This is a genomic window from Dactylosporangium salmoneum, from assembly GCF_039532525.1.
Lineage (GTDB): Bacteria > Actinomycetota > Actinomycetes > Mycobacteriales > Micromonosporaceae > Dactylosporangium > Dactylosporangium salmoneum.
Map to the genome: position 1 here is coordinate 96,325 of NZ_BAAARV010000096.1, position 24,430 is coordinate 120,754.

Genomic DNA, 24,430 nt, shown 5'->3' on the forward strand with positions numbered 1-24,430 from the left:
GAACGCTGCGAAACCCTGCCGAAGCGAGCAGGATCTGGCTATGCATGTTGCAGTGACAAACCGTGGCGACGACATCGTTCTCGTGTCGGTGCACGGGCCGATCGACCTGTCCACCGCGCCGCAGCTGCGCGACGCGATGCACACACTCTTCGACGCCGGCCGGAACCGGATCGTGATCGACCTGGCCGGCGTCGACTTCTGCGACTCGGTCGGGCTCGGCACCTTCGCGTACGGTCACAATCACTGCGTCGCCAACGGCGGCTTCCTCCGCCTCGCCGCGCCCTCGCGGTTCCTGGCCGGCCTGCTGCACACGGTGGGCATCGCCGGCCCGGTCCCCGTCCACGACACCGTCGGCTCCGCCCTGAACGCCGACCCGACCACGGTCTGAGCGTCGGGCGGGACGCAGCGTCACTGCGATCGCCAGTGGGCCGGGTGGCGCAGGCGTTGCGGCAGCCTCGTCGCCGCGTCGCCGGCGGCGGCGTCGAGCTGCGACTGGATCAGGAACAGCGTCGTGCTCAGGTCCGCGCCGCGAAGATCGGCGCCGCGCAAATCCGCGCCGATGACGTCCGCCCCGCGCAGGTCGGCGCCACGCAGGTCCGCGCCGATCAGCAGGGCGCCGCGCAGGTCGGCATTGCGCAGGTCGGCGCGGCGCAGCTTCGCGCCGAGAAGGTGCCGGCCCGGGGACTTCGCGCGGGCGCCGCGGGCGGCCGCGCTGACCTCGCGCAGCAGCGGCGCGATCCGGTCGCGGTGCGCCTCGGCGGCCGCCGGCGTGAGGGTGTCGGCGTCGTCACGCAGCGCTCGCGTTGCCGAGAGGGCGTCGTCGACCGCCGCCGCCAGCGACGAGATAGCCACGGCCCGCCCGGGGCCGGATTCGGTGAGTGCTGTCGCCTGGGACCGCCGCCGGCCGGCCCGACCGCGCTTGCCGGTTGCCGCCGGCAACGCATCGCCATCGCGGATCGTTCCGCCACCCGGAGGCAGCGGCAACTGCGCGCCAGGCCCTGCCGCGGCCGCCGCGCTGGCGGCGGCCGGGCCGCCGCCCGATGGCAGCGTTGACTCGGTGCCGGGCTTGGTCGGGTACGTCGCGCCGCTGCGGGACGGCGCCAGGGACTCGGCGAGGTGCCGGGCTTCGGTGAGGTACCACATCAGTTCGTGCAGGATGCGGACCGCGGCGAACACGTCGAACATCCGCGGCGCGGACGCCGGGTCGCGGCGCCAGTCTCGGCCCTCGTAGATGACCTGGGCGACGTGCTGGCCGGCGCCGAAACAGTCGTAGACCGTGCAGCCTGGAAAGCCGCGCTCGCGTAGGCGGGTGTGAATGCCGCAGCCGAACGTGTCGCCGAGGTTCGGGCAGGGCTGGCCGGCCGGCTTGTCGATCGCGAAGTCCGAGGAGCGGGCGAACGCGGGTGCGACGCAGCAAATCCCGAAGCACCGTGAGCAATCGGCGCGTAGCTCTGCGTCCATCGTGCCTTCCCGTCGGTCCATCCCGGCCACGGCTGTAACCGCTTGCCGATCCAAGCATCACACCCGGCGCCGTTCCACAGGTTTCCGCACGGCGCGCCACGCTTCGCCTCGGCGAGGTGGCGCCGCCGGCCGCTGGCGGCGGGAAGGTTGGGCGTGCTGGGCGGGACGGACGGGGGTCGCGGATCGTGGTGCGGGCGCCGAAAAGCCCCGGTCGGGGAAGACCGGGGCTTCAGCGACGTTGCTGCAGCTACGCGATGCGACCGCGGCGCCGGCGCACCTCTTCGAGACGCTCGTTGAGAATGTCCTCGAGCTCGGCGATCGTGCGCCGCTCGAGCAGCATGTCCCAGTGGGTGCGCGGCGGCTTCGCCTTCTTCTGCTCAGGCTCGCTGCCATCGACCAACCGCGCCACACTGCCGTCGAACTTGCACTCCCAGGTCATCGGGACCTCGGCGTCAACGGCGAACGGAACCTCGAACTGGTGCCCCTTGGCGCACAGGTATTCTCGGGTCTGACGCGGAGCCAGCTCGGTGTTGCGGTCGGACTCGTAGCTGACGGCTCCGAGACGGCTGCCGCGCAGCATGCGCTCGCCCATGGTCGGTCTTCCCCTTCGAATCGTGGTGCGTTCGTTCCGTTGTTTCCAACGACGCCATGCGGTCTTACGATTCCCACCGCGGGCGGGCAGATTACACGACCTACCCGGGCTGGCGGTAGGTCAGTCGCCGGGTCGGTACCCTGATTTTACGTTGGGTTTCAATGATCGACCAGTTGTGCCGCGCCGTGTCGCGCCTCACCGGAGGTAGTTTCGGCAGGTCACCCGCTAGGTTGACCGTTCTCACCCGCCGAGCGCGCCGCCCGCAGGTGAGGTGAGCCGGGTCAGGGCCGCGGTGAGCTGGGTCACCTGGACGCGCAGGTCGTCCGCCCAGCCGTGCGCCCGGTCCGCCTCGTTGCGCAGCCGGGCCACGTCCTCGCGGGCCGCGATCAGCGCCGCCTCCGCCGACGCGGCGCGCGCGCCCTCGGCGTCGAGGCGCCGGTGCAGGCGGCTCTCCACCTCGGCGGACTCCCGCAGCGCCCGCTCCACGGCGGTGTGCGCGACGTCGCGCTCCCGCAGCGCGCTGCCGGCCTCGTCGCGGGCGGCGTCACGCTCGCGGTACGCCTCGGCCCGCAGCACCGCCGCCGTCTGCGCCTCCCGCCGGGCCGCGTCGCGCTCCGCAGTGGCGGCGTCGACAGTTTCGCGGTACTGCGCGATCACCCGCTTGGCGTCCTCCCGCGCGGCGGAGACCGCCTCGTCCGCCGCGGCCCGCGCCTCGGTGATGCTCTGCTCACACTCCGCGCCTGCCGCAGCGACGGCCCGTTCGGCGGCCGCGCGGGTCTCGGCGATCATGCGGTCCGTCGCGGCGCGCGCCTCGGCGACCGTCGCGTCCGCGGCCGCCTTGCCCTCCGCCACCCGCCGCTCGGCCTGCGCGCCGGCGGCGGCGATGTCCCGGTCCGCCTCGGCGCGGGCGGCCGCGACACGCCGGTCCGCCTCCGCCTCGATCTGCCGGCCGAACTCCTCGGCGCGCGTCTCGGCCCGCCGGACCCGCTCCTCGGCCGCCGCGAGCTCGGCGGCGTGTACGACGCGCTCCTGCTCCATGGCGTCCTGCGCCTGCTGCAGCAGCGCCGTCGTCTCCGACTGCCTGGCCTCGGCCTCCCGCAGCTGGTCGACCACGTCGTTGCGCTCGTCGAGCGAGCGCTCGGCGTGGGCCTGCCACTGGTCGGCCTGGGCCTGCGCGTCCCGCTGGGCCTGCCCCGCCCGGCGGACCTGTTCACGCGCCGCGTCGCGCTCGGCCTTAGCGCGGCGGGTCTCCTCGCGGGCGTCGTCGCGCTCGGCGTGCGCGGCGACCAGCCCCGCCGCCGCTTCTGCCCGCGCCTCCGCGACCTGCCGCTCGATCCCGGCTGGGGACACCTCGGCGTGCAGGGCGTCGACGAGGTCGCTCAGCGCGTGGTCGAGCCGTTCGGCGATCTCGAACGCGCGGGCGACCTGCCCGCTCAGGCCCGGCGACGTGCGTTGGCGCATCCGCGAGTTGCGGGCGTTGCGCTGACATTCGCCGTCGTTGTCGCGGCAGTACCGGAACGGCCGTCCGGCCGCGTTGCGCTGTGGGACCGGCCGTCCGCAGTAGGCGCACGGGCGGTCCTCGCCGACCCGGTCGTCGGCAATGTCGCGGTCGTCGATCCGCACGTCGATTCGAGACTCCGTCACGCGCGTCAGCGTAGCCAGCGAACGTTCCCAGGGCATCTCGCCGCGCCGATTACTGAATTACCAATATTGGTTATTCGTTAATCGGCGCAAACGGACCTCCGGACACGCGTGGAACGGCCGCGCGGGCGATACACCATAATGACTGTTATGGTGTGCTGCGCCGTTTCCAGGCGCGACGCCGGGAAGGGGTGTGGCGTGGTAGCGCAACGACTACGGGTTGCCGCGTACGGGGTTTGCCTGCGCGACGGACACGTGCTGCTGGCCCGGTACGTCTCGCCCGACGGGGCGCGGCGGCACTGGACACTGCCCGGCGGGAAGGTCGAGCACGGCGAGGACCCGTTCGACGCGGTGATCCGTGAGGTGGCCGAGGAGACGGGGTACCAGGCCGAGGTCGAGCGGCTACTCGGCGTGGACTCGCGAGCGAGGTTCGTCGAGTGGGGCGACCCCGGCGGCGCCGAGCTGCACAGCCTGGGCGTGTACTACCGGGTCCGGGTCGTCGGCGGCGAGCTTCGGCATGAGACGGGCGGCTCGACCGACCTGACGCAATGGATACCGACGACAGAGGTCGCCGGCCTGGAACGCGCGGTCATCGTCGACATTGGTCTCGAACTGCATCACAGTGCGCCACCGAGCGGACACGTGACGCCGATCCAGGTCACCGGGCTCCTCCGGCACTGACACGGTTGAGGGGCGCTCTGGATGGCCGGGTCATGGCCGTAACTGCCACGTCACTCTCGCAGGCGAGCCGGCCAACTACGCGTCGTCGCTCATGATGCTCGACGCCATCGGCGCCGTGCTGCGCGGATGGGCAACGACCGGGGAAGCGGACGGGGGGCCGGTTCTTCCGGACCACGGACCTTGTCATCACGCCCCGGCCGGGCCCCACCGCCGTGATCGAGGCAAGCGACGGGCTCGTTCTCGAGGAAGCGATCGATTCCGATTGCCAGGTCATCCGCGGCCCGGCGGCAGGAGAAGATACCGCAGCGTGATTGCCGACGACTGTCGCCGCAGCGGGCCGGGTGGTCCGCCGCGGCGACAATCCCCGTCAGCCGCCGGCCATCACGGTGAAGGTGAAGCCGGTGCTGGTCGGGCGGCGCAGCGCACTGTCGCACTTGACCCGGCGCAGGACCTCGCCGCGGCTGAGGCCGAGCCCGTGCGCGATGAGACGGTCCGGGCGTAGCGGTACCGGATCCTCGAACACGACCGCGACGTGGACCGGCCACGCGCAGTCAGGCACCGCCGGCGGAGTGTGCAGGCGCCAGGCCCCCGTCCAGTCGAGGGTGAACCGGTTGTGCCGGGCGAGCAGCGGGTCCAGGAGCCTCGACGCCACCAGCCGCGGATCGTTGACGTGGTAGCCGTGCAGCTCGGCCGGGTCGAGGGAGCCGACAGGGGCCCGCTCGTGCACGGTGAGCTTGCTGGTCCGGTCGCAGGAGACGCAGCGGACCAGCAGCCACACGTCGAGGAGCTTGCCGTTGGCGTTGACCCGGAACCGGCCGTCGCCGGTCGTGGCCGAGTCCGAGCGGCAGTCCAGGCAGCGCAACGACAGCAGGGGGAGCCTGGTGCGGCGGACGAACCAGGACAGCACGGTATGCGGTTGTGAAGACATGATCGTTCCCGACCTGATCTGTGAAGACCTGACACGAGGCCGAAGACGCGGCCTCGGACGCTGGATGACCGGGCGCGCGAGGGCAGCCCGGCAGAGCCGGCAGGAGCGCCGGCTACAGGTGAGCGCGAGAAGGTGTCAGGTCTACAGGGCAGGCGGGGTCACGCGATGTCGTCCCTTGTCCGCACGGTGTGATGGGCCGCTGGCACCGTACGGGACCGCGGACGCGCCGCTCAACCGGTTTCAGCCCGGGGCGAGGACCGTGGTGTCAGCCAGGGTGAGGACACGTTCACCCTGGGCAAGGACGCGGATTCAGCCCGGGGCGAGGACGCAGAACTCGTTGCCCTCCGGGTCGGCCAGGCACGTCCACGACACGTTGCCCTGGCCGACGTCGGCGAGCGTCGCGCCAAGCGACAGCAGCCGAGCCACCTCCGAGGCTTGATCATCGCCGCGGTACGGCACCACGTCCAGATGCACGCGGTGTCGCGCGGTCCGCACGCCCGGTGAGCGCAGCAGCTCGAGAAACGGCCCGCCACCCCGGGCGGAGCGCAGTGTCGCGAAGTCGTCGGTGACCTCGTGCACGGTCCAGCCCGTCGCCTCGCCCCAGAACTCGGCCAGCGCCCGCGGGTCCGCGCAGTCGACGACCACCGCGGCGATCGGGCCGGTGTCCCGGTAGATCTCCCGCGGCTCCAGCACGCAGAACACGTTGCCCTCCGGGTCGGCCAGCACCGTCCACGGCACGTCGCCCTGGCCGATGTCGGCGGGCGTGGCACCGAGCTCCAGCAGGCGCGCGACGAGGTCCGCCTGATGGGCCGCCGACGTGGTGGCCAGGTCGAGGTGCGCGCGGTACCGCACCGTCTCGGGGTCCGGTACGGCGATGCAGTCGATGCAGACCGGGGCGTCGGGGTCCGTCCAGACGAAACCCGTGGGGACCACGGCGGTCGCACCGGCACCCGAGCTGGACGTGCCCCAGCCGAGCGCCTGCGCCCAGAACCGGCCGAGCGCCGAGTCGTCGCGAGCCTTGATGTTTGCCTGAACCAGCCGCAGCGCCATGCCGACGACCCTACGCGGCGGACTCGACCGGCACGCTCGCGCGGCGGGGAGCCCCGCGGCCGGTCAGGGCGAACACGGCCGTGGCCAGGGCACACACGGCGGCGGAGAGCAGCAGGGCGGTGCCGGTGCCGGTGGCCACCGCCGCGCCCATCACGGCCACCCCGATCGTGGCGCCGGTCTGGCGTACCGCGTTGAGCACACCTCCCGCCGCGCCGGTCGCTCCGGCGGGGGCCGCGCTCACCATGGCCGCCGTCAGCGCCGGTAATGCGAATGACACGCCGAACCCGGTCAGCAGCAGGCCGATCGCCAGCCACGGATAGGCGGCGCTCACGTGCAGTACCACCGCCAGCACCGACCCGCCGGTGGCCATCAGCGCGAGGCCGGCCACGATCGGCCGGAACGGGCCGACCCGCGCCACGATCCTGCCCGTCACCGGCGGGTTGACGGCGAACGGCACCGTCAGCGGCAGGAACGCCAGGCCCGTGTGCAGCGCGTCGAGGTGCCGCTGGAGCAGCAGCGGCAGCACGAACAGGGCCCCCGACAGCGCGAAGTTCACCGCCGCGCCCGCGAGCAGGGCCGCGCGCACCCGGCCGACCCGGATCAGCTCGCGGTGCAGGACCGGAGCGTGACTGCGTCGCTCCAACCGGACGAACACGAAAAGTGACAGCACGGTTACCGTCAAGGCCGTCATTGCGTGCGGCCATTGCCGGGCACCGGCGGCGATCAGCGTGTCGGTCGCCAGGGCCAGCAGCGCGGCGGCCGCGATCTGGGCCGGCCAGTCGATCCGCCGCAGCGGCTGGGCACGTTCCGGCTGCGGGCCGGTGCGGGCCGCGGTCAGGGCCGGCCAGTCGATCCGCCGCAGCGGCTGGGCACGTTCCGGGTGCGGGCCGGTGCGGGCCGCGGTCAGGACCAGGACGAGCAGGCCGATCGGGACGTTGATCAGGAACACCGCCCGCCACCCTGCCACGCCGACCAGGGCGCCACCGGCGATCGGCCCGGCGGCGACGGCCAGCCCGCTGGTGGCGGCCCACGCCGCGATCGCACGGGCGCGGGCGCCCGGCTCCGGGTACAGGCGGGCGATCATCGCCATCGACGCCGGCACGCACGCCGCGGCCGCCACGCCCATCACCGCCCGCAAGGCGACGAGCACCCATAGGTTCGGGGCGAGGGCGGTCAGCAGCGAGGCGGCCGCGAACACGGCGGTGCCGCCACGGAACAGGCGAGCCGCGCCGTAACGGTCGGTGGCGGCGCCCGCCGACAGCAGTAGAGCGGCGAACGTGACCGTGTACCCCGTCGTCGCCCACTGCAGGCCCGCCATCGACGTGGACAGCGATGCCGCCAGGTCCGGCTCGGCGACGGAGAGGACGGTCATGTCGAGCAGCACCATGAAATATCCGAGCGCTATGCCTGACAGCATCCGGCGTGCGGCCGGTCGCAGAACGTTCATGGGAGCACCGTGCGGCGGACGGCGCCGAGGCTCCACCGGCGGTACCGCATGCAGCATTCGGAATTTCCGAACGCCCGGCGGGCTTGATGCCGGCGTGGAACTGCGCCAGCTGCGGACCTTCGAAGCGGTCATCCGGCACCGGACCGTCACCGACGCCGCGATCGCCCTCGACCTCGCGCCCTCGTCCGTCTCCCAGCAGATCAGGACCCTCGAGGACACGCTCGGTGTCGCCCTGTTCACGCGCGGCCCGCGCGGCATGGAGCTCACCGCCGCCGGGAAACGCCTGCAGGGCTGGGCCAGGGTGCTGCTGCAGCAGGCCGAGCAGGCCGTCCGCGACGTCCGCGACGAGCGCCGGCCGCTGCGGCTCGGCGCGCTGGAGACCCTCGCCGGCGTGTACGTGCCGCAGGTCCTGGCCCGCTTCGCGCAGCGCTGGCCCGACATCGACGTCGAGGTGCACGCCGACCGCGTCCGTGACGGGCTGCTCAACGGGGTCCTCGACGGCCAACTCGACGCCGCGCTGCTGCTCGACGCCGGCGACGCGATCGGCGGCCTCGGGTTCGCCGCGCCGGCCGGGCCGCTCACGTACGTCGACCTGGAATCCGTCCCGCTCGCCCTCGTCGCCGCGCCGACGCATCCACTCGCGGAGCGTGACCGGCTCGTCGCCGCCGACCTCGCCGGCGAGCGGCTGCTCGTCAACGTGCCCGAATGCTCGTTCCGGCTCGCCGGCGACCGGCTCTTCGGCGCCGGCCCGCGGCGGGTGCCGGCCGGCGGGGTCTCCGTCATGGTGGCCTGGGCCGAGCACGGCCTCGGCATCTCGCTGCTGCCGGACTTCGCGGTCACCGACCGCATCCGGTCCGGGACGCTGGTCCGGCTCGGCCTGCCCGTCCCCGACCTGAGCCTGCGCCTGGTGTGGCGCGAGGACCACGAGCAGTTCCCAGGCATGCGCGAGATCCTGTACGCCGCCGCGCGTCCCTGAACACTCGAGGCGTCACGCCGACCGGACGGACTCCCGGGCGTCACCGTTGGTGTCGGCCTTGGCGAGGAGGGCGGCCGGGGAGAGGTCGCGGGCGTCGGCATCGGCGGGAAGGGCGGCTGGGGAGGGGCCGCGGTGGCCGTCGTCGGCGAAGAGGGCCGCCACGGGGAGGCCGCAGGCGTCGCGGTCGGCGCACGCGGCCTGACCGGCGACGATGCCGTCGCCGGTGTTGGATGTGGCGCTGAGGCTGAGCCGGTGGTCGGCGTCGGCGAGGAGGGCCGCTGCGGGGAGGCCGCGGGCGTCGGTGCCGGCGAGGAGGGCTGCTGGGGAGAGGCCGCGGTGCTCGAAGCGGTGGAACAGCAGCCAGGACACGGCCAGTACCGCCGCGAACACCGGCAGCCACAACAGCCGCGCGAACAGCCACGACACGCCCGCCGGAGCCGTGTGCAGGCCGTCGAGCGGACCGGGCACCAGCAGGGTCACGACGAGCAGCGACGTCTGGTGCCACAGGAAGATCGTCATGGCGCTGAGGTTGATCAGGGCCACGGCCAGCCAGGGGCGGCGGTGGCGCATGGCGCGGCGCAGGGCCGGCATCAGCAGCAGCGCTGCGCCGCACTGGGCGATACCGAATGCGACCGCGGCGAGGCTGGGCGGATTGAGGTTCGACATGCCTTCGCCGGGGACGCCGACCATCGACACCGGGTAGCCGAACCAGCCGGTCAGCGTGACCGCGCCCGCGGCGCCGGCGACGAGCAGCAGCCAGCCGGCCCGCCGGGAACGGAACCGGCCGCGGGTCCAGGCGGCGCCCAGGCAGAACGGCACCAGCCAGCCCGCGGCCAGGTTGAGCCAGCCCAGCCACGCCGGGGCGCCCAGGCCGAGGCGGGCCAGGTCGACGGCGGCCACCACGGCGAACGGCCACGCAGGGTGCAGGCGGCGCACGAGCGGGGTCGCGGCGGTGAGGGCTGCGAAGACGAGCAGAAACCACAGCGGGGACGCGACCAGCTTCAGCACGGTGTGCGAGCCGACGACCGGCAACAGGCCGGGGGCGCACACGGTGGCCACGATCAGCGCGCCGCTCCAGACGGCGACGAGGATGAGGACCGGGCGGAAGAGGCGGTCCAGGCGGGCGCGCAGCCACGGGCCGTACCGGTCGATCGAGGAACGGGCGGCGACCATGCCGCCGACGAAGAAGAACAACGCCAGGGTCTGGAACAGCCACGAGGCCGGGGCCAGCCAGGGAATCGCCCGCAGCGGGCTGGCCACCCGCACCGTGTCGCTGTCCAGGACGACGGCGGTGACGAGCCAGTGGCCGAGCACCACGCCGAGGATCGCGACAGCGCGCAGGGCGTCGATGGCCCGATCACGTTCGGTTGTCATGGGGCGGACCGTACGAGGACGGCGCGTGCGGGCACGTCACGCCAGGGAGCGATCCGCGGGTAGCTCTGCGGTATGACTGACGTTCATGGCGCACATTCTCATCACCGGGGCGACCGGGTCGCTCGGTCGGCGGGTCGCCCACCGGGCGCTCGCGGCCGGGCACACCGTCATCGGCACGCACGTCCGCGAACTCGGCACGGCGGTACTTGGTCGACCGGGCGACGCGGCGGATGCGGGCGGCCGAGCGCCCCGGGCGGCCATCGAGTGGGTGCGGCTCGACATCCGCGACCGTCGAGCGACGCGGGACGTGGTCGACGCGGCCGCACCCGACTTCGTGGTGCACGCCGCCGCCGGCCGGGACCGCAACGACTGGGCGGCGACCGCCGACGGGGCCGCCAACGTGGCCGTCGCGTGCGCACAGGCCGTTGCCGGCCCGGTACGGCTCGTGCACGTCTCCAGCAACGCAATTTTCTCCGGGCGGGCGGGACGCGAGTACACGGAGCGCGACGAGCCGGACCCGATCTACCCGTACGGGGCGGCGAAGGCGGCGGCCGAGACGGCGGTGCGCGCGATCATGCCCTCGGCGGTGGTGGTGCGGACCTCGCTCATCCTCGGCGACGGCAACGGGGCGCACGAGCTGCTCACCCACGACCTCGTGGCCGGGCGGGCCGACGGGGCGCTGTTCACCGACGAGATCCGCAAGCCGGTCCACGTCGACGACCTCGCCGACGCGCTGCTGGAACTCGGCGCGAAGAACGCGAAGAACGCGAAGAACGCGGAGGACGCGGAGGCGGCGGAGGCGGCGAGGGGCGCGGAGACGGCGAAGGACGCGGGGAAGGCGGGGAAGCCGGGGGAGTACGCCGGGGTGCTCAACGTCGCCGGTCCCGACGCGATCAGCCGGTACGACCTCGGGCTGCTCGTCGCGCACCGTGACGGGCTCGACGCCGGGCGGCTGCGGGCCGCCACCTCGTCCGGGCGGCCGGGCGACCTGCGGCTCGACATCGGCCTGGCCGCCGTCACGCTCCGTACCCGGCTGCGGGGCGCCCGCGAGTTCATGGCGAGGTGAGCAGGTTGAGCAGCAGCGCCAGCGGTGGCCAGGCGGCGCGGCCGCGCCGGGTCACCGCGTAGGCGCGCATCGTCACGTCCGGGTCGGACAGCGCCAGGATCCGCACCCCGGGGATCGTCGGCCAGTCCATCGGCAGCAGGCCCACGCCGAGACCCGCCACGATCAGATCCTGGACCAGGTTGAGGTTGTCGGCGCGGTGTGCGATGCGGGGCTCGAACCCCGCCAGGCCGGCGATCGTGCGCACCGCCCGCTCGTCCGCCGTGTTGCGGGAGTTGACGATCCACTCGGCGTCCCGGAAGGCGGCGAAGACGCCCGTCGCGGATCGCCCGCCCGGGCCGGCGGCGTCGGGCGTAACCCCAAGGCTCCAGGAGCCGTCCAGGCCGACGGTGTCGGGCGTAACCCCAAGGCTCCAGGAGCCGTCCAGGCCCGCGGCGTCGAGCGGGACGCCGAGGCGCCGGGAGCTGTCCGGGCCGGCGGGGTCGAGCGGAACCCCGAGGCCTGAGGAGCCCTCCGGGCCAGCAGCGTCCAGTGGAACCCCGAGGCCCGAGAAGCCGTCCAGGCCAGCAGCGTCGAGCGGAACCCCGAGGCCCCAGGAGGTGGCCCACAGTGGTACCGCGGCCACGGAGGCGTCGAACGTGGCGGGGGCCAGGTTGTAGCCGTACGTCAGGGCCAGGTCGATCTCGTCGGCGGCCAGCAGGGCGAACGCCTCGTCCGGCTCGTGCTCGTGGATCAGCAGCCGCACCCGAGGGTGCCGTTCGGCGAGGTCGGCGACGAGGGGGAGCAGCGAGCGGCGCACCGCGGTGGCGAACCCCGCCACCCGCAGCGTGCCCGCCGGTTCGGCGTCCCGGTCCAGGTCCAGGCGGGCGGCCTCGACGGCGGCGAGGATCGTCACCGCGTGCCCGGCCAGGCGGCGGCCCGCGGGGGTCAGGCGCACCCGGCGGCCGTTGGGCTCGATGAGCGTCGCGCCGGCCTCCTTGGCCAGGACCGCGAGCTGCTGGGAGACCGTCGACGTGGTCACGTGCAGCTCCTCGGCGACCTCGCGCATCGAGCCGAGACGGGACAGCTCCAGCAGCAGGCGGAGGCGCCGCGTGTCCATGCGCCCACGGTACCGTTCAGGAATCCCGAACGGTATGGCCAGCATTAGCACATGGACGCGAACGGTTTGGGTGGCTGTACTGAGACCCATGCGTACCAACCGTGCCGGCGCCGCGATGGCCGTCGGGTCGATCCTCTGCGTCCAGTTCGGGCTCGCCGCGTCCGTGCCGCTGTTCGAGAAGCTCCCGCCGACGGGAGTGGCCGCGCTGCGGCTCGGATGGGGCGGCCTGATCCTGCTGGCGCTGGTCCGGCCCCGGGTGTGGCGGCTCGACCGGCAGGCGCTGCTGGCCTGCGCCGGCCTCGGCGTGGCGACCGCCGGGATGACGACGCTGTTCATGGCGGCCATTGCCAGGCTTCCCATGGGTACCGCGACCGCGCTGGAGTTCCTCGGACCGCTCGGCGTCGCCGTCGTGCGCGGCCGGCGCACCGCGAAGGCCTGGCCCCTGCTGGCCGCGGCCGGGGTGGCGCTGCTCGCCGAGCCGTGGCGGGCCGCGATCAACGTCGAGGGCGTGGCGTGCGCGCTCGGCGCCGCGGTGTGCTGGGCCGCGTACATCCTGCTGACGCAGCGCGTCGGCGACGAGGTGAGCGGGCTGCAGGGCCTCGCCGTGTCCATGCCGGTCGCGGCGCTCATCGCCGCCGTAGTCGCCGGGCCGGCGGCGTTCGGGCGGCTGACCTGGCAGGTCGCGCTGATTGGGCTCGGCCTGGCGCTGCTGGTACCGGTGATCCCGTTCAGCCTGGAGATGCTGGCCCTGCGGCGGCTCACCGCCGGGGCGTTCGGCGTGCTCATGAGCCTCGAACCCGCGGCCGCGCTGCTCATCGGGCTGCTCGTGCTGCGTCAGGTGCCCGGCCCGGCCGCCGTGGCCGGCATCGCCCTCGTCGTCACGGCCAGCATCGGCGCCCAACGCTCCGGCGGTCGCGCCGAACCGCCGGCCGAGGACGAAGCCGGGCGCGCCGAACCGCCGGCCGGGGACGAAGCCGGGCGCGCCGAACCGCCGGCCGGGGACGAAGCCGGGCGCGCCGAGCCACTGGCCGGGGAGGAAACCGGGCGCGCCGAGCCGCCGGCCGAGGACGAAACACCGGGCGAAACGCCAGGTGAGGTGCGGGGTGACGGCGTGCACACGGGCCCGCGGGAGCCGCTCACACTAGGGTGATCTTCCGTGAATGGTGTCCAGCTGCTGCTGATCATTTTCGGGGGCATCGCCATCGCCGCCGTCGCGCACCGCAAAGGGGTGCAGCCGGGGCTCGTCGTGGTCGTGCTGGCCGCGGGGGCGTCGTTCATACCCGGCGTACCGCGGCTGGAGCTGGACAGCGAGCTCATCCTGACGATCGTGGTGCCGCCCCTGCTGTACTCCGCGGCCCGCGCGGCGTCGGCGTCCGGCTTCTCGCAGAACCTCCGGCCGATCCTGACCCTCGGCGTGACGCTGGTCGTGCTCACCACCGGCGTCGCCGGGCTGGTCGGCAGCTGGCTGCTGCCCGGCGTCGGGCTGCCGGCCGCGCTGCTGCTCGGGGCGGTGCTCGCGCCACCCGACACGATCACCACCGTCTCCCACGGCGACGAGCTGGGCATCCCGCGGCGGGTCTCGGCCATCCTCACCGGCGAGTGCCTGGTCAACGACGCGACCGCGCTGACGCTCTTCGGGCTGGCGGCCGCGGCGGCCGGCGCCGGGGAGACGCTGTTCCACAACCCGTTCGGGTTGTTCGCGTACACCGTCGCCGGCGGGCTCGTCATCGGCGCGGCGCTGTGCGCGATCGCGCTGTGGCTGCGGCCCCGGCTGCACAACCCGGTGCTGGAGACGTCGCTGGCGCTGCTGATGCCGTTCACCGCGTTCCTGCTCGCCGAGCAGATCCACGCGTCGGGGATCATCGCCGTGGTCACCGCCGCGGTGGCGTTCAGCATCAACGTCGTGCTCGACCCGCACCACCACTACTCCGGCGCCTACCGCACCCGCCTGCAGGAGAACGCCGTCTGGCCGGTGCTGGACTTCCTGCTCGAGACGTTCGTCTTCGCCTACATCGGCCTGCAGCTGCGGTTCGTGCTCACCGACCTCGGGCACGCCTCGGCCCGGCCCGGCCTGGCGGCGACCATCATCGCCGCGGCCGTGCTGCTCGTGACCGTCATCGTGTTCCGCGTCGCCGCCGTCTCGGCGTTCTTCGGCTGGTGGGGCCTGCGGCGGCGCGGGCTGGAGCGGCGCATCGCCAACGACCCGCGGTTCCGGGAACGGTTCCAGCGGCGGGTCCAGGCCAGGCTGCGCAAGCGGCGGCTCAACCAGTCCGCCGGCGAGTGGCGCGGCCCGCTCGGCGAGCCCAGCCCGCGCGAGGCTCTCGTGGTCGGCTGGACCGGGATGCGGGGCATCCTCACCCTCGCCGCCGCCGCGGCCGTCCCGCACACCCTGCACAACGGCGAGCCGTTCCCCGGCCGGGACGCGATCCAGGCGATCGCCCTGTTCGTCACGCTCGGCACCCTGCTGATCCAGGGCACCACCATCCCGATGCTGGTGCGCCGCCTGCGCATCGACACCGCGGCCGAGCGCCGCCGCGCCGACGAGCTGCTCGCGCGCGGCCAGGCGATCGCCGCCGCCGCGGTCACCCACGCCCCGGCGGCCACCCCGGAGGACTTCGACGCCCAGCGCATGGCCGTCATCAACGGCGTCATGTCCGGCGAGCTCGACGACGACACCGCCCGGCTGCTCGTCCACGACATCGACCTGCACCAGGCCGCCACCACCCATCTGCAGCGCGTGACGCAGCACTGAGCGCCGGGGCAACCGGAGGAGAATCGGCAAATCCGTGGACAGCGAGGGCCCGGCGCTGCAACGGTCGCGGGCATGGATGTGCTGAGCATGCACGAGATCGCCGAGGCCGGGCACCGGATCCTCAACCCCTTCACCGACGACAAGCTCATGCTGCTCGGCGAGATCTGCCGCCTGCGCCCCGGCCAGCGCCAGCTCGACGTCGCCTGCGGCAAGGGCGAGATGCTCTGCCGCTGGGCGGACATCTTCGGCATCGAGGGGCACGGCGTCGACATCAGCGAGGTGTTCGTCCCGATCGCCGCCGCGCGGGCCGCGGAGCTCGGGGTCGCCGACCGGGTCACGTTCCGCCGCGCCGAGGGCAGGGCCGCGCTGGCCGAGCTGACCGAGACCTTCGACATCGTCAGCTGCATCGGCGCCACCTGGATCGGCGAGGGGCTCGCCGGGACCGTCGAGCTGCTCAAAGGGGCCGTCCGGCCCGGCGGGCTGATCCTGGTGGGGGAGCCCTTCTGGGCCGACGACACCCCGGAGGAGGCCTACGCCGGGCTCGGCCTCCCCCGCGACGAGTTCACCACCCTCGACGGCACCCGGGAGCGGCTGGAAGGCGCCGGGCTCGAACTGCTGGAGATGGTCCTCGCCGACGCCGACAGCTGGGACCGGTACGTCGCCGCCCAGTGGTGGACCGTCTCCGACTGGCTGCGCGAGAACCCCGGCTCGCCCGACGCGCCGGCGATGCGCGAATACCTGCAGACCGCGAAGCGGACGCACCTGCGGTACCAACGCAGATATCTCGGCTGGGGAGTGTTCGTCTGCCGGGTGACCGAGCGGTAACTTACGCGCATGAGCGAAGGACCGCTGCGGGATCTGCGCGTGATCGAGCTGGCCGGCATCGGGCCCGGGCCGTTCGCCGCCATGGTGCTGGCCGACCTCGGCGCCGACGTCGTGCGCGTCGAGCGGCCCAGCGGGTCCCCGCTCGGGCCGCCGCCGGAGCACGACCTGGTCAACCGGGGCAAGCGCTCGGTCGCCGCCGACCTGAAGACCCCCGAGGGCGTGGCGACCGTGCTGGCCCTGGCGCAGAAGGCGCACGTGCTCATCGAGGGTTTCCGGCCCGGCGTGGCCGAGCGGCTCGGCGTCGGCCCCGAGCAGGTCCACGCCCGCAACCCCGCCCTCGTCTACGGCCGGATGACCGGCTGGGGCCAGCACGGACCCCTCGCCGCCACCGCCGGGCACGACATCACCTACCTCGCCCGCACCGGCAACCTGCACGCCATCGGCCGGGCCGGCGGGCCGCCGCAGGTGCCGGTGAACCTCCTCGGCGACTACGGCGGCGGCGCGCTGTACCTGGTCGTCGGCATCCTCGCCGCGCTGCGGCCCGCGCAGGTCACCGGCCGTGGCGACGTGGTCGACGCGGCCATCGTCGACGGCTCTGCGCACCTCGCGATGCTCCTGCACAGCCTGCTCGGCGCCGGCCTGTGGCGCGACCGGCGCGGCGTCAACCTGCTCGACACCGGCGCCCCGTTCTACGACGTGTACGAGACCGCCGACGCCAAGCACGTCGCCGTCGGGGCCCTGGAGCCGCAGTTCTACGCCGAGCTCGTCGCGCGGCTCGGCCTGCGGGACCTGCCCGAGCAGTTCGACGTCTCCGGCTGGCCCACGCTGCGGGAGCGGTTCGCCGCGACGTTCCGGACCAGGACCCGCGACGAGTGGGCCGCGCTCTTCGACGGCACGGACGCCTGCGTCGCCCCGGTCCTCTCCCTGACGGAGGCGAGCTCCGACCACCATCTCGCCGCCCGCGGCACGTTCCAGACCCACGCATCGGTACCGCAGCCAGCCCCCGCCCCCCGCTTCGCCCACTCCGCGCCGGGGCCCGCCGCCCCGCCGCCGCTGCCCGGCCAGCACACCGAGGAGGTGCTCGAGGACTGGGGCATCGCGTGAGGCCGCGACGGACCGGCCGGTTCGTCAGGCCGGGCGGGGCGCGGTCGCGTAGGAGGCCAGGGCGAACCAGCCCGGCAGCGCCCGGCGCACCGACTCCGGCCCGACGATGCGCAGCGCCCCGTCGCGCAGCCCCTGCTGCCACGACACGTCGCCCCGCCAGATCTCCACCATCCGCCGCAGCGTCCCGTGCACCGTCACCGTCACGTCGAACCCGGGGTCGTAGTCGCACACGTCCACGTCCTGCCCGGCGATCACCAGCCACCACCGGCCCGCGCCCCCGGTCACGTCGGTGAAGTCGAAGTGCACCACCGACCGGCCGGGCGGCACCGCACCGTGGTCGACCCGCCGGTGCATGTCCCACAGCAGCAGCTTCGGGTCCAGGTCCGGGTCGCCGAGCGCGCCGACCCAGCGGGCGCCCCACACCCCGATGGCCTCCAGGATCGGGCCCAGCTCCCGGCCGGCGTCGGTCAGCGCGTACTGCCCGTCCTCCAGGCGCACCAGGCCGGCCGCCGTCAGCTGGTGCAGCCGCTTGGACAGCAGCGCCGGGGACATGCGCGGCAGGCCCCGGCGCAGGTCGTTGAACCGGCGGCTGTCCATCAGCAGCTCGCGCAGTACCAGCATCGTCCAGCGCTCGTCGAGCAGCTCCATCGCCTTCGCGACGGGGCAGAACTGATAGTAGGCGCCCATGCGACGCAGCGTAGGTCCCCCGCGATGTCCCGCCCAGGTACAGATCGTGTACTGGATAGCGGTATTCCGCGGAACCTAGCGTCGCGGTATGACCACACCGCTGAAAGCGAAGCACCGCGACATCTGGGCGTCGGGCGACTACGCGGCCGTCGCCGCCGACGTGATCCCCGACCTGGGGTCGGTACTCGTGCAGGCCGCCGGCGTCGGGCCGGGGCAACGGGTGCTCGACGTCGCCGCCGGCACCGGCAACGCGGCGATCCCGGCCGCGCTCGCCGGGGCCTCCGTCACGGCGAGTGACCTCACGCCGGAGCTGCTGGCCGCCGGGGAGAAGCTCGCCGAGGCCCGTGGCGCGGTCCTGGACTGGGTGGCGGCCGACGCCGAGGACATGCCGTTCGGCACGGGCGAGTTCGACGTCGTGCTGTCGTGCGTCGGCGTCATGTTCGCCCCGTTCCACCAGGCCGCGGCCGGCGAGCTGGTCCGGGTGTGCCGGCCGGGCGGGACGATCGCGCTGCTGAACTGGACGCCGGCCGGCTTCGTCGGGCAGCTGTTCGCGGCGATGAAGCCCTTCGCCGCGCCGCCGCCGGCCGGGGCGCAGCCGCCGCCGCTGTGGGGCGACGAGGAGCACGTGCGGGAGCTGCTCGGCGACCGGGTCACCGGCGTCAGCGCGCGGACCGGGTCGGTCCGGGTCGAGCGGTTCGCCGAGCCGGGTGATTTCCGGCGGTACTTCCGCGACAACTACGGCCCGACGCTGGCCGTCTACCGCTCCCTGGCCGGCGACCCGGACCGCACGGCGGCGCTCGACGCGGCGCTCGACGAGCTCGCCGGCCGGTTCCGGGCCGCCGACGGGTCCATGCGGTGGGAGTATCTGCTGCTGACGGCGACGCGGTCTGGTGGACCGGCCACACCGTAGTTACTCTTCAGTAGGTGAGCACTGAGGCTTTCGTTTTCGACGCCATCCGCACGCCCCGCGGCAGGGGCAAGAAGAACGGCTCGCTGCACGGCGTCAAACCCATCTCGCTTGTCGTCGGGCTGATCGACGAGCTGCGCCGCCGCAATCCGGGCCTCGACCCGGCCAGGATCGACGACGTCGTGCTCGGCGTGGTCTCGCCGATCGGCGACCAGGGTTCCGACATCGCCCGCATCGCCGCCATCGCGGCCGGGCTGGGCGAGACCGTCGCCGGGGTACAGCTGAACCGGTTCTGCGCCTCCGGGCTGGAGGCGGTGAACATCGCCGCGCAGAAGGTCCGGGCCGGCTGGGAGGACGTCGTCCTCGCCGGCGGCGTCGAGTCCATGTCCCGGGTGGCGATGGGCTCCGACGGCGGCGCCTGGGCGATGGACCCCGAGACCAACCTGGCCACGAGCTTCGTGCCGCAGGGCATCGGCGCCGACCTCATCGCGACCATGGACGGCTACACCCGCGAGGACGTCGACGCCTACGCCCTGGAGTCGCAGACCCGGGCGGCCAAGGCGTGGGCCGGCGGCCACTTCGCGCGGTCCGTCGTGCCCGTCCGGGACCGCAACGGCCTCGTGGTGCTCGACCGCGACGAGCACATCCGCGCCTCCACGATGGAGGGCCTCGGCGCGCTGCCGGCCTCGTTCGCCACCATCGGCGAGCTGGGCGGCTTCGACGCCGTGGCGCTGCAGAAGTACCACTGGGTCGAATCCATCGACCACGTGCACACGGCCGGCAACTCGTCCGGCATTGTCGACGGCGCGTCATTGGTGCTCATCGGCAGCGAGGCCGCGGGCAGTGAGCTCGGACTCACGCCGCGTGCCCGGATCGTGTCCGCCGCGGTCAGCGGCGCCGACCCGCTCATCATGCTCACCGGGCCGGCCCCGGCCAGCCGCAAGGCGCTGGCCAAGGCCGGCCTCACCGCCGAGGACATCGCGCTGGTCGAGATGAACGAGGCCTTCGCCGCCGTCGTGCTGCACTTCGCCAAGGACATGGGCTTCGGCCTGGACCAGGTCAACGTCAACGGCGGCGCGATCGCCATGGGCCACCCGCTCGGCGCGACCGGCGGCATGCTGCTCGGCACGCTCGTCGACGAGCTGGAGCGCCGCGGCGAGCGGTACGGGCTGGCCACCATGTGCGTGGGCGGCGGCATGGGCATCGCGACGATCGTCGAGCGACTGTGAACCGGGGGAGCAACGTGGACATCATCCGCTACGAGCGCGGCACGGACGGCGTCGTCCTGCTCACCATGGACGACCCGGCCCGCTCGGCCAACACCATGAACGCCGCGTTCACCGAGGCGCTCGGGGCCACCGTCGCGCGGCTGGAGGCGGAGCGGGACGACATCACCGGCGTCGTGCTCACCTCGGCCAAGAAGACGTTCTTCGCCGGCGGCGACCTCGACCTGCTCGGCAGCATCGGCCCCGACCAGGCCGCCGACGTCATGGCCTCGACCACGCACGTCAAGGACCTGCTGCGCCGCCTGGAGACCCTCGGCCGGCCGGTCGCCGCCGCGATCAACGGCTCCGCGCTCGGCGGCGGCCTCGAGCTCGCGCTGGCCTGCCACCACCGGGTCGTGGCCGACGACGCCCGGATCGAGATCGGCTTCCCGGAGGTCACGCTCGGCCTGCTGCCGGGCGCCGGGGGTGTCGTGCGCACGGTCCGGCTGCTCGGCATCGCCGAGGCGCTCATGGAGGTACTGCTGCGCGGCCAGCGGCACCGTCCCGCCAAGGCCCTGCAGGTCGGGCTCGTCCACTCGGTCGTGCCGGCCGAGGAGCTCATCGACCGGGCGCGGGAATGGGTGCTCGCCAACCCGCACGCCGTGCAACCGTGGGACGTCGCCGGGTACAAGATCCCGGGCGGCACGCCCAGTAATCCGTCATTCGCGGCGAACCTGCCGGCGTTCCCGGCGACGCTGCGTAAGGAGCTGAAGGGCGCCCCGTATCCGGCGCCGCGCAACATCCTGTGCGCCGCCGTCGAGGGCGCCCAGGTCGACCTGGCCACCGCGTTCGTCATCGAGGGCCGGTACTTCGTCGAGCTCGCCACCGGCCAGATCGCCAAGAACATGATCAAGGCGTTCTTCTTCGACCTGCAGGCGGCCAACGCCCGCGGCGCGGCCGGCGTCACCTTCCGCAAGGTCGCCGTCCTCGGCGCCGGGATGATGGGCGCCGCGATCGCGTACGTCTGCGCCAAGGCCGGGCTCGACGTCGTCCTCAAGGACGTCACGCTCGAGGCGGCGCAGCGCGGCAAGCAGTACGCGGCCACGCGCAAGCGGGTCGACCAGGCCCTGCTCGACCGGATCACGCCGACCGCCGAGGTCGCCGACCTGGCCGGCGCCGACCTGGTCATCGAGGCCGTCTTCGAGGACCCCGGGCTGAAGCACAAGGTGTTCGCCGAGATCGAGGGCGTCGTCGCCCCGGACGCGCTGCTGTGCTCCAACACGTCCACGCTGCCGATCTCGCTGCTCGCCGAGGGCGTCCAGCGCCGGTCCGACTTCATCGGCCTGCACTTCTTCTCGCCCGTGGACAAGATGCCCCTGGTCGAGGTGATCCGCGGCGCCGAGACCTCGCCCGAGGCGCTGGACCGGGCCCTGGCGGTGGTGCGGCTGCTGCGCAAGACCCCGATCGTGGTCAACGACAGCCGGGGCTTCTTCACCAGCCGGGTCATCGGCACGTTCACCATGGAGGGCCTGCGCATGCTCGCCGAGGGCGTGCCGGCCCCGTCGATCGAGCAGGCGAGCCTGCAGGCCGGTTATCCCGCGCCGGTACTGCAGCTCATGGACGAGCTGACCCTCACCCTGCCGCAGAAGATCCGCAACGCCACGGCGGCCGCGGTCGTCGCCGCCGGCGGCACCTGGACCCCGTCCCCGGCCGACGAGCTCATCGACCGCATGGTGGACGAGTTCGGCCGGCCGGGCCGCTCCGGCGGGGCGGGCTTCTACGAGTACGCCGACGGCAAGCGCGCCGGCCTGTGGCCCGGCCTGCGCGAGCATTTCGCGGGCGCCGCCGGGTCCTTGCCGTTCGCCGACATGCAGGAGCGGATGCTCTTCGCCGAGGCCCTGGAGTCGGTGCGGTGCCTCGACGAGGGGGTGCTGACCTCGGTCGCGGACGCGAACGTGGGCTCGATCCTCGGCATCGGGTTCCCGGGATGGACCGGCGGGGTGCTGCAGTACGTCAACCAGTACGACGGCGGCCTGGACGGCTTCATCGCCCGGGCGCGGGAGCTGGCCGAGCGGTACGGGGAGCGCTTCACCCCGCCGCAGCGCCTGCTCGACATGGCCGCGGCCGGCGAGACCTTCGTCTGATCGTGCGCGGGACGGGTCGCCGCCGCCCGGTGGCGACCCGGGTCCCCCCTAGCCGGTCAGGGCCTCGATCGCCTCGGCGAGGGCGGCCTGGTCGATCGGGTCGCCGGTGACGACCGACTGCAGCATGGCCCCGTCGACGAGGGCGCTGATCGCGCGGGCGGCCCGCGCGCCCACCCGCGGCGCGAGGATCTCGTGCATGCCGTCGAGCCAGGCCCTCGCCAGCGGCCGCAGCTGGGGGCGCCGCGCGGCGGCCAGATACAGCTCGTACTCCAGCAACGCCTTCGGCTGGTCCCGCACGTACTCGGCGGCCAGCCGGCTCAGCCCCTCCGCGGTGCCGCCGGCCTCGCCGATCGCCGCCTCCCAGGACGCCAGGTCGGCCGCGATCGCGTCGCTGACCAGGGCGAGACCGGCGGCGATCAGGTCGGCGAGGGTGGGGAAGTAGTACGTCGTGGCCCCGAGCGGCACGCCGGCCCGGGCCGCCACCATCCGGTGCGTGGCCCGTCCGACCCCCACCTCGGCCACGACCTCGACGACCGCCTCCGCGAGGGCCCGGCGCCGCCCTTCGGGATCGCGCCGCGTGCCACCGGCCGGGTTCGCGCTCAATGGGATGCGCCCCCGAGGTTCAGCACGACGACACCGGCGATCACCAGACCGACGCCGATCACCTTCTGGACGCTGAGCGGCTCGCCGAGGAAGACGGCCCCGATCGCCACGATGGCCGCGGTCCCGAGCCCCGACCACATCGCGTACGCGACCCCGACCGGCACCTCCTTCACCGACTGCGCCATGAAGACGAACGCCAGCGTGTAGGCGATGAGCACCCCGGCCGTCGGCCAGAACCGCGTGAACCCTTCGGTCGCCTTCAGCAGGCTGGTCCCGACGACCTCGACCGCGATCGCCAGCACCAGAAACATGTACGCCACGGAACCTCCCCAGAACCCCGCGTGCCCCGAACTTGTACGATCGTACTAGTTCGGGGCACGCGGAAGTTGATCGGGCGGCTCGTCAGCCGTCCTTGCGGGGCGCCCGCTTCCGGGGCGTGCCGGCCTTCTTCGCCGCCCCCTTACGGGCCGTGGTGGCGGCGGTCGCCGCGACGGTCTCCGGCTCGTCGGCGGGGGTGGCCTGCGCGGGCGGGGCCGCCGGCGCGTCCTGGTCCTCCTGCGCCGCCGCGGGGATCTCCACCCTGTCCGCGGACGTGTCCGCGACTCGAGTGGTCGCCTCCGTCTCGCTCGCCTCCTCGGTCGCCTCCGGTTCGCTTTCCAAAGCGGCATCGGCTGCCGGGTCGGCGGCGGTCTCGGCCGGGTCGGCGGGAGCGGCCGGCGCGGATGCGGCGAGCTCGCCTTCGAGCTGGGCGCGACGCCGGCGGCGGGACATGACGACCGCGGCCACACCGATCACGACGAGCAGCACCCCGAACAGGCCGATGCCGATCACGATCCGCGTGATGTCGCGCAGCGACAGGGAGTCGGCGAACGAGCGGTTCTCCGCCTTCGGCGCCGGCTGCTGGGTCGCCGGGGCCACGGACGGGGGCGCCGGGGGCTGGTACGGGTTGTACCGCAGGATCGGCGTCGCCTTCGACTGGTCCGACACCGTCACGTAGTACCTGCCGTCGAGCGTGAACGCGATCGCCTCGCCCTGCGGCTCGCCCGGCAGCGGGGTGATCCGCGGCGTGCCGGTGGTGATCGCGGCGACGACGTCACCGTCCGCGACCGTGAACTCGTAGGCGTCCGACATCGTGCGGACCACCGCCCGCTTGCCGTCCGGGCTCAGCGCGGCGCCGGTCACCACGCCGGTGCCGACGATGCCGTACGGGTTGGCGGTGCCGGTCGTCTGCGGCCGGAAGGTGCCGACCCGGGTCAGCGGCTCCGGGTTGGCGTTGTTGGCCGGCAGCGGCGTGGTCAGCGTGTACACCTCGCCGACCGGCTCCTTGGTGATGATGATCGGCCGGCCGTCCTCGTCCATGATGAGCGCCTCGGCGTCGCGGGCGCGGCCGTCCGGGTACGCCAGCCGGTGGATCACCGGGCTGTTCGAGCCCGGCGCCAGGCTCCACAGCGCGATCGAGGTGCGGCTGTGGCCGGAGCCGCCGGTCAGCGTGGTGTTGTCCCCGACGTCGGCGACCCACAGCGTCCCGTCCTTCGTCACCGCGAGGTCCTCCGGGTCGAAGGCGCTGCTCGGGTACGGCACGCTGCGCGTCGGCCGGCACTGCTCGTCCAGGAAGTAGATCTTCTCGCGCGAGCGCTCGGTCTTGCTGTCGTTGATGACCGCGTACCCGTCGGCGGTGACGACCAGCCCCGACACCTCGGTGATCTGCGGGTCGCTGATCGTGCACATCACGGTGCCGGCGCTGGCCGGACCGAGGTTCGGGTTCGTCGACGCCGATGCGCTCGGCCCCGGACTGGGCGCCTTCGCCACCGCGGGCGTCCCGAACGCCAACACCGCCGACACCAACACCCCGGACGCCCAGAACGCGCCCCCGACCCGCTGCAGCATGCGC

The 24,430-nt window shown here is 73.6% G+C and carries 23 protein-coding genes; 11 read left to right on the top strand and 12 right to left on the bottom strand.

Annotation, left to right across the window (positions count from 1 at the left end; translation table 11 throughout):
* Positions 1 to 52 precede the first annotated feature (52 nt).
* Positions 53 to 388: an STAS domain-containing protein gene (locus ABD352_RS47545; protein ID WP_344619236.1), complete on the top strand. Its 336-nt coding sequence runs from the start codon at positions 53 to 55 to the stop codon at positions 386 to 388.
* Between the two features lie 20 nt (positions 389 to 408).
* Here the strand turns inward: ABD352_RS47545 and ABD352_RS47550 are convergent, their stop codons facing one another.
* The 3 genes from ABD352_RS47550 to ABD352_RS47560 all read right to left on the bottom strand — a co-directional run bounded on the left by ABD352_RS47550 (position 409) and on the right by ABD352_RS47560 (position 3,697).
* The gene (locus tag ABD352_RS47550) at positions 409 to 1,461 is read right to left on the bottom strand and encodes a pentapeptide repeat-containing protein (protein WP_344619237.1); all 1,053 of its coding nucleotides are present in this window, start codon (positions 1,459 to 1,461) and stop codon (positions 409 to 411) included.
* 247 nt (positions 1,462 to 1,708) lie between these two features.
* Positions 1,709 to 2,053 (bottom strand): RNA polymerase-binding protein RbpA, encoded by a 345-nt coding sequence (locus ABD352_RS47555; protein ID WP_344619238.1) that lies wholly within the window; start codon positions 2,051 to 2,053, stop codon positions 1,709 to 1,711.
* Between the two features lie 240 nt (positions 2,054 to 2,293).
* Positions 2,294 to 3,697, bottom strand: a complete 1,404-nt coding sequence (locus tag ABD352_RS47560; protein ID WP_344619239.1) for a coiled-coil domain-containing protein — start codon at positions 3,695 to 3,697, stop codon at positions 2,294 to 2,296.
* A gap of 195 nt (positions 3,698 to 3,892) precedes the next feature.
* Between ABD352_RS47560 and ABD352_RS47565 the strand changes: the two genes are divergently transcribed.
* Positions 3,893 to 4,375 carry an NUDIX hydrolase gene (locus ABD352_RS47565; protein ID WP_344619240.1) on the top strand — a complete coding sequence of 161 codons (483 nt, stop codon included), beginning with the start codon at positions 3,893 to 3,895 and terminating at the stop codon, positions 4,373 to 4,375.
* A 367-nt stretch (positions 4,376 to 4,742) separates the two neighbouring features.
* Here the strand turns inward: ABD352_RS47565 and ABD352_RS47570 are convergent, their stop codons facing one another.
* The 3 genes from ABD352_RS47570 to ABD352_RS47580 form a co-directional block, all read right to left on the bottom strand.
* Entirely contained in the window at positions 4,743 to 5,303 is a 561-nt protein-coding gene (locus ABD352_RS47570) for a DUF1062 domain-containing protein (protein WP_344619241.1), read from the bottom strand.
* A 309-nt stretch (positions 5,304 to 5,612) separates the two neighbouring features.
* Positions 5,613 to 6,353, bottom strand: coding sequence for a VOC family protein (locus ABD352_RS47575; protein ID WP_344619242.1), 741 nt, complete (start codon positions 6,351 to 6,353; stop codon positions 5,613 to 5,615).
* Positions 6,354 to 6,363: 10 nt separating this feature from the next.
* The gene (locus tag ABD352_RS47580) at positions 6,364 to 7,800 is read right to left on the bottom strand and encodes an MFS transporter (RefSeq protein WP_344619243.1); all 1,437 of its coding nucleotides are present in this window, start codon (positions 7,798 to 7,800) and stop codon (positions 6,364 to 6,366) included.
* Positions 7,801 to 7,894: 94 nt separating this feature from the next.
* Here ABD352_RS47580 and ABD352_RS47585 point away from each other — a divergent pair, with 94 nt between their 5' ends.
* Complete coding sequence (locus tag ABD352_RS47585; RefSeq protein ID WP_344619244.1) at positions 7,895 to 8,776, top strand: LysR family transcriptional regulator; 882 nt, start codon at positions 7,895 to 7,897, stop codon at positions 8,774 to 8,776.
* A 12-nt stretch (positions 8,777 to 8,788) separates the two neighbouring features.
* Here the strand turns inward: ABD352_RS47585 and ABD352_RS47590 are convergent, their stop codons facing one another.
* On the bottom strand, positions 8,789 to 10,150 hold the full coding sequence (locus ABD352_RS47590; RefSeq protein WP_344619245.1) for an acyltransferase family protein: 1,362 nt from the start codon (positions 10,148 to 10,150) through the stop codon (positions 8,789 to 8,791).
* Positions 10,151 to 10,235: 85 nt separating this feature from the next.
* Between ABD352_RS47590 and ABD352_RS47595 the strand changes: the two genes are divergently transcribed.
* A complete protein-coding gene (locus ABD352_RS47595; RefSeq protein ID WP_344619246.1) occupies positions 10,236 to 11,216 on the top strand; it encodes a sugar nucleotide-binding protein in 981 nt (326 codons plus the stop codon).
* On the opposite strand, the gene ABD352_RS47600 is transcribed toward ABD352_RS47595, so the two are convergent.
* Positions 11,203 to 12,312 carry a LysR family transcriptional regulator gene (locus ABD352_RS47600; RefSeq protein ID WP_344619247.1) on the bottom strand — a complete coding sequence of 370 codons (1,110 nt, stop codon included), beginning with the start codon at positions 12,310 to 12,312 and terminating at the stop codon, positions 11,203 to 11,205. The genes ABD352_RS47595 and ABD352_RS47600 overlap by 14 nt on opposite strands.
* Positions 12,313 to 12,400: 88 nt before the next feature.
* On the opposite strand from ABD352_RS47600, the gene ABD352_RS47605 reads away from it, so the two are divergent.
* The 4 genes from ABD352_RS47605 to ABD352_RS47620 all read left to right on the top strand — a co-directional run bounded on the left by ABD352_RS47605 (position 12,401) and on the right by ABD352_RS47620 (position 16,993).
* Positions 12,401 to 13,462, top strand: a complete 1,062-nt coding sequence (locus tag ABD352_RS47605) for an EamA family transporter (RefSeq protein ID WP_344619248.1) — start codon at positions 12,401 to 12,403, stop codon at positions 13,460 to 13,462.
* A gap of 6 nt (positions 13,463 to 13,468) precedes the next feature.
* Positions 13,469 to 15,064 (top strand): cation:proton antiporter, encoded by a 1,596-nt coding sequence (locus ABD352_RS47610; RefSeq protein ID WP_344619249.1) that lies wholly within the window; start codon positions 13,469 to 13,471, stop codon positions 15,062 to 15,064.
* A 72-nt stretch (positions 15,065 to 15,136) separates the two neighbouring features.
* Positions 15,137 to 15,889 (top strand): SAM-dependent methyltransferase, encoded by a 753-nt coding sequence (locus ABD352_RS47615; protein ID WP_344619250.1) that lies wholly within the window; start codon positions 15,137 to 15,139, stop codon positions 15,887 to 15,889.
* A 9-nt stretch (positions 15,890 to 15,898) separates the two neighbouring features.
* Positions 15,899 to 16,993: a CaiB/BaiF CoA transferase family protein gene (locus ABD352_RS47620; protein ID WP_344619251.1), complete on the top strand. Its 1,095-nt coding sequence runs from the start codon at positions 15,899 to 15,901 to the stop codon at positions 16,991 to 16,993.
* 24 nt (positions 16,994 to 17,017) lie between these two features.
* Here the strand turns inward: ABD352_RS47620 and ABD352_RS47625 are convergent, their stop codons facing one another.
* A complete protein-coding gene (locus ABD352_RS47625; protein ID WP_344619252.1) occupies positions 17,018 to 17,680 on the bottom strand; it encodes a winged helix-turn-helix transcriptional regulator in 663 nt (220 codons plus the stop codon).
* Positions 17,681 to 17,768: 88 nt separating this feature from the next.
* Here ABD352_RS47625 and ABD352_RS47630 point away from each other — a divergent pair, with 88 nt between their 5' ends.
* Genes ABD352_RS47630 through ABD352_RS47640 form a run of 3 tightly spaced genes read left to right on the top strand, consistent with a single transcriptional unit; the run spans position 17,769 to position 21,936 of the window.
* Complete coding sequence (locus tag ABD352_RS47630) at positions 17,769 to 18,590, top strand: class I SAM-dependent methyltransferase (protein ID WP_344619253.1); 822 nt, start codon at positions 17,769 to 17,771, stop codon at positions 18,588 to 18,590.
* A gap of 14 nt (positions 18,591 to 18,604) precedes the next feature.
* A complete protein-coding gene (locus ABD352_RS47635; RefSeq protein WP_344619254.1) occupies positions 18,605 to 19,816 on the top strand; it encodes an acetyl-CoA C-acetyltransferase in 1,212 nt (403 codons plus the stop codon).
* 20 nt (positions 19,817 to 19,836) lie between these two features.
* Positions 19,837 to 21,936 carry a 3-hydroxyacyl-CoA dehydrogenase NAD-binding domain-containing protein gene (locus ABD352_RS47640; protein ID WP_425553942.1) on the top strand — a complete coding sequence of 700 codons (2,100 nt, stop codon included), beginning with the start codon at positions 19,837 to 19,839 and terminating at the stop codon, positions 21,934 to 21,936.
* Between the two features lie 48 nt (positions 21,937 to 21,984).
* Here ABD352_RS47640 and ABD352_RS47645 read toward each other — a convergent pair whose 3' ends face one another.
* The 3 genes from ABD352_RS47645 to ABD352_RS47655 all read right to left on the bottom strand — a co-directional run bounded on the left by ABD352_RS47645 (position 21,985) and on the right by ABD352_RS47655 (position 24,426).
* The gene (locus ABD352_RS47645; RefSeq protein ID WP_344619256.1) at positions 21,985 to 22,539 is read right to left on the bottom strand and encodes a TetR/AcrR family transcriptional regulator; all 555 of its coding nucleotides are present in this window, start codon (positions 22,537 to 22,539) and stop codon (positions 21,985 to 21,987) included.
* Positions 22,536 to 22,859, bottom strand: a complete 324-nt coding sequence (locus tag ABD352_RS47650) for a DMT family transporter (protein WP_344619257.1) — start codon at positions 22,857 to 22,859, stop codon at positions 22,536 to 22,538. The genes ABD352_RS47645 and ABD352_RS47650 overlap by 4 nt, the downstream gene beginning before the upstream one ends.
* Before the next feature lie 82 nt (positions 22,860 to 22,941).
* Positions 22,942 to 24,426 (bottom strand): hypothetical protein, encoded by a 1,485-nt coding sequence (locus tag ABD352_RS47655; protein ID WP_344619258.1) that lies wholly within the window; start codon positions 24,424 to 24,426, stop codon positions 22,942 to 22,944.
* Positions 24,427 to 24,430 lie beyond the last annotated feature (4 nt).

Coding starts and splice junctions, on each gene's coding strand:
- ABD352_RS47570 (WP_344619241.1), bottom strand. CDS start 5,303: ATGTCTTCACAACCGCATACCGTGCTGTCCTGGTTCGTCCGCCGCACC.
- ABD352_RS47625 (WP_344619252.1), bottom strand. CDS start 17,680: ATGGGCGCCTACTATCAGTTCTGCCCCGTCGCGAAGGCGATGGAGCTG.
- ABD352_RS47595 (WP_344619246.1), top strand. CDS start 10,236: ATGGCGCACATTCTCATCACCGGGGCGACCGGGTCGCTCGGTCGGCGG.
- ABD352_RS47630 (WP_344619253.1), top strand. CDS start 17,769: ATGACCACACCGCTGAAAGCGAAGCACCGCGACATCTGGGCGTCGGGC.
- ABD352_RS47580 (WP_344619243.1), bottom strand. CDS start 7,800: ATGAACGTTCTGCGACCGGCCGCACGCCGGATGCTGTCAGGCATAGCG.
- ABD352_RS47575 (WP_344619242.1), bottom strand. CDS start 6,353: ATGGCGCTGCGGCTGGTTCAGGCAAACATCAAGGCTCGCGACGACTCG.
- ABD352_RS47615 (WP_344619250.1), top strand. CDS start 15,137: ATGGATGTGCTGAGCATGCACGAGATCGCCGAGGCCGGGCACCGGATC.
- ABD352_RS47600 (WP_344619247.1), bottom strand. CDS start 12,312: ATGGACACGCGGCGCCTCCGCCTGCTGCTGGAGCTGTCCCGTCTCGGC.
- ABD352_RS47620 (WP_344619251.1), top strand. CDS start 15,899: ATGAGCGAAGGACCGCTGCGGGATCTGCGCGTGATCGAGCTGGCCGGC.
- ABD352_RS47555 (WP_344619238.1), bottom strand. CDS start 2,053: ATGGGCGAGCGCATGCTGCGCGGCAGCCGTCTCGGAGCCGTCAGCTAC.
- ABD352_RS47605 (WP_344619248.1), top strand. CDS start 12,401: ATGCGTACCAACCGTGCCGGCGCCGCGATGGCCGTCGGGTCGATCCTC.
- ABD352_RS47655 (WP_344619258.1), bottom strand. CDS start 24,426: ATGCTGCAGCGGGTCGGGGGCGCGTTCTGGGCGTCCGGGGTGTTGGTG.
- ABD352_RS47590 (WP_344619245.1), bottom strand. CDS start 10,150: ATGACAACCGAACGTGATCGGGCCATCGACGCCCTGCGCGCTGTCGCG.
- ABD352_RS47550 (WP_344619237.1), bottom strand. CDS start 1,461: ATGGACGCAGAGCTACGCGCCGATTGCTCACGGTGCTTCGGGATTTGC.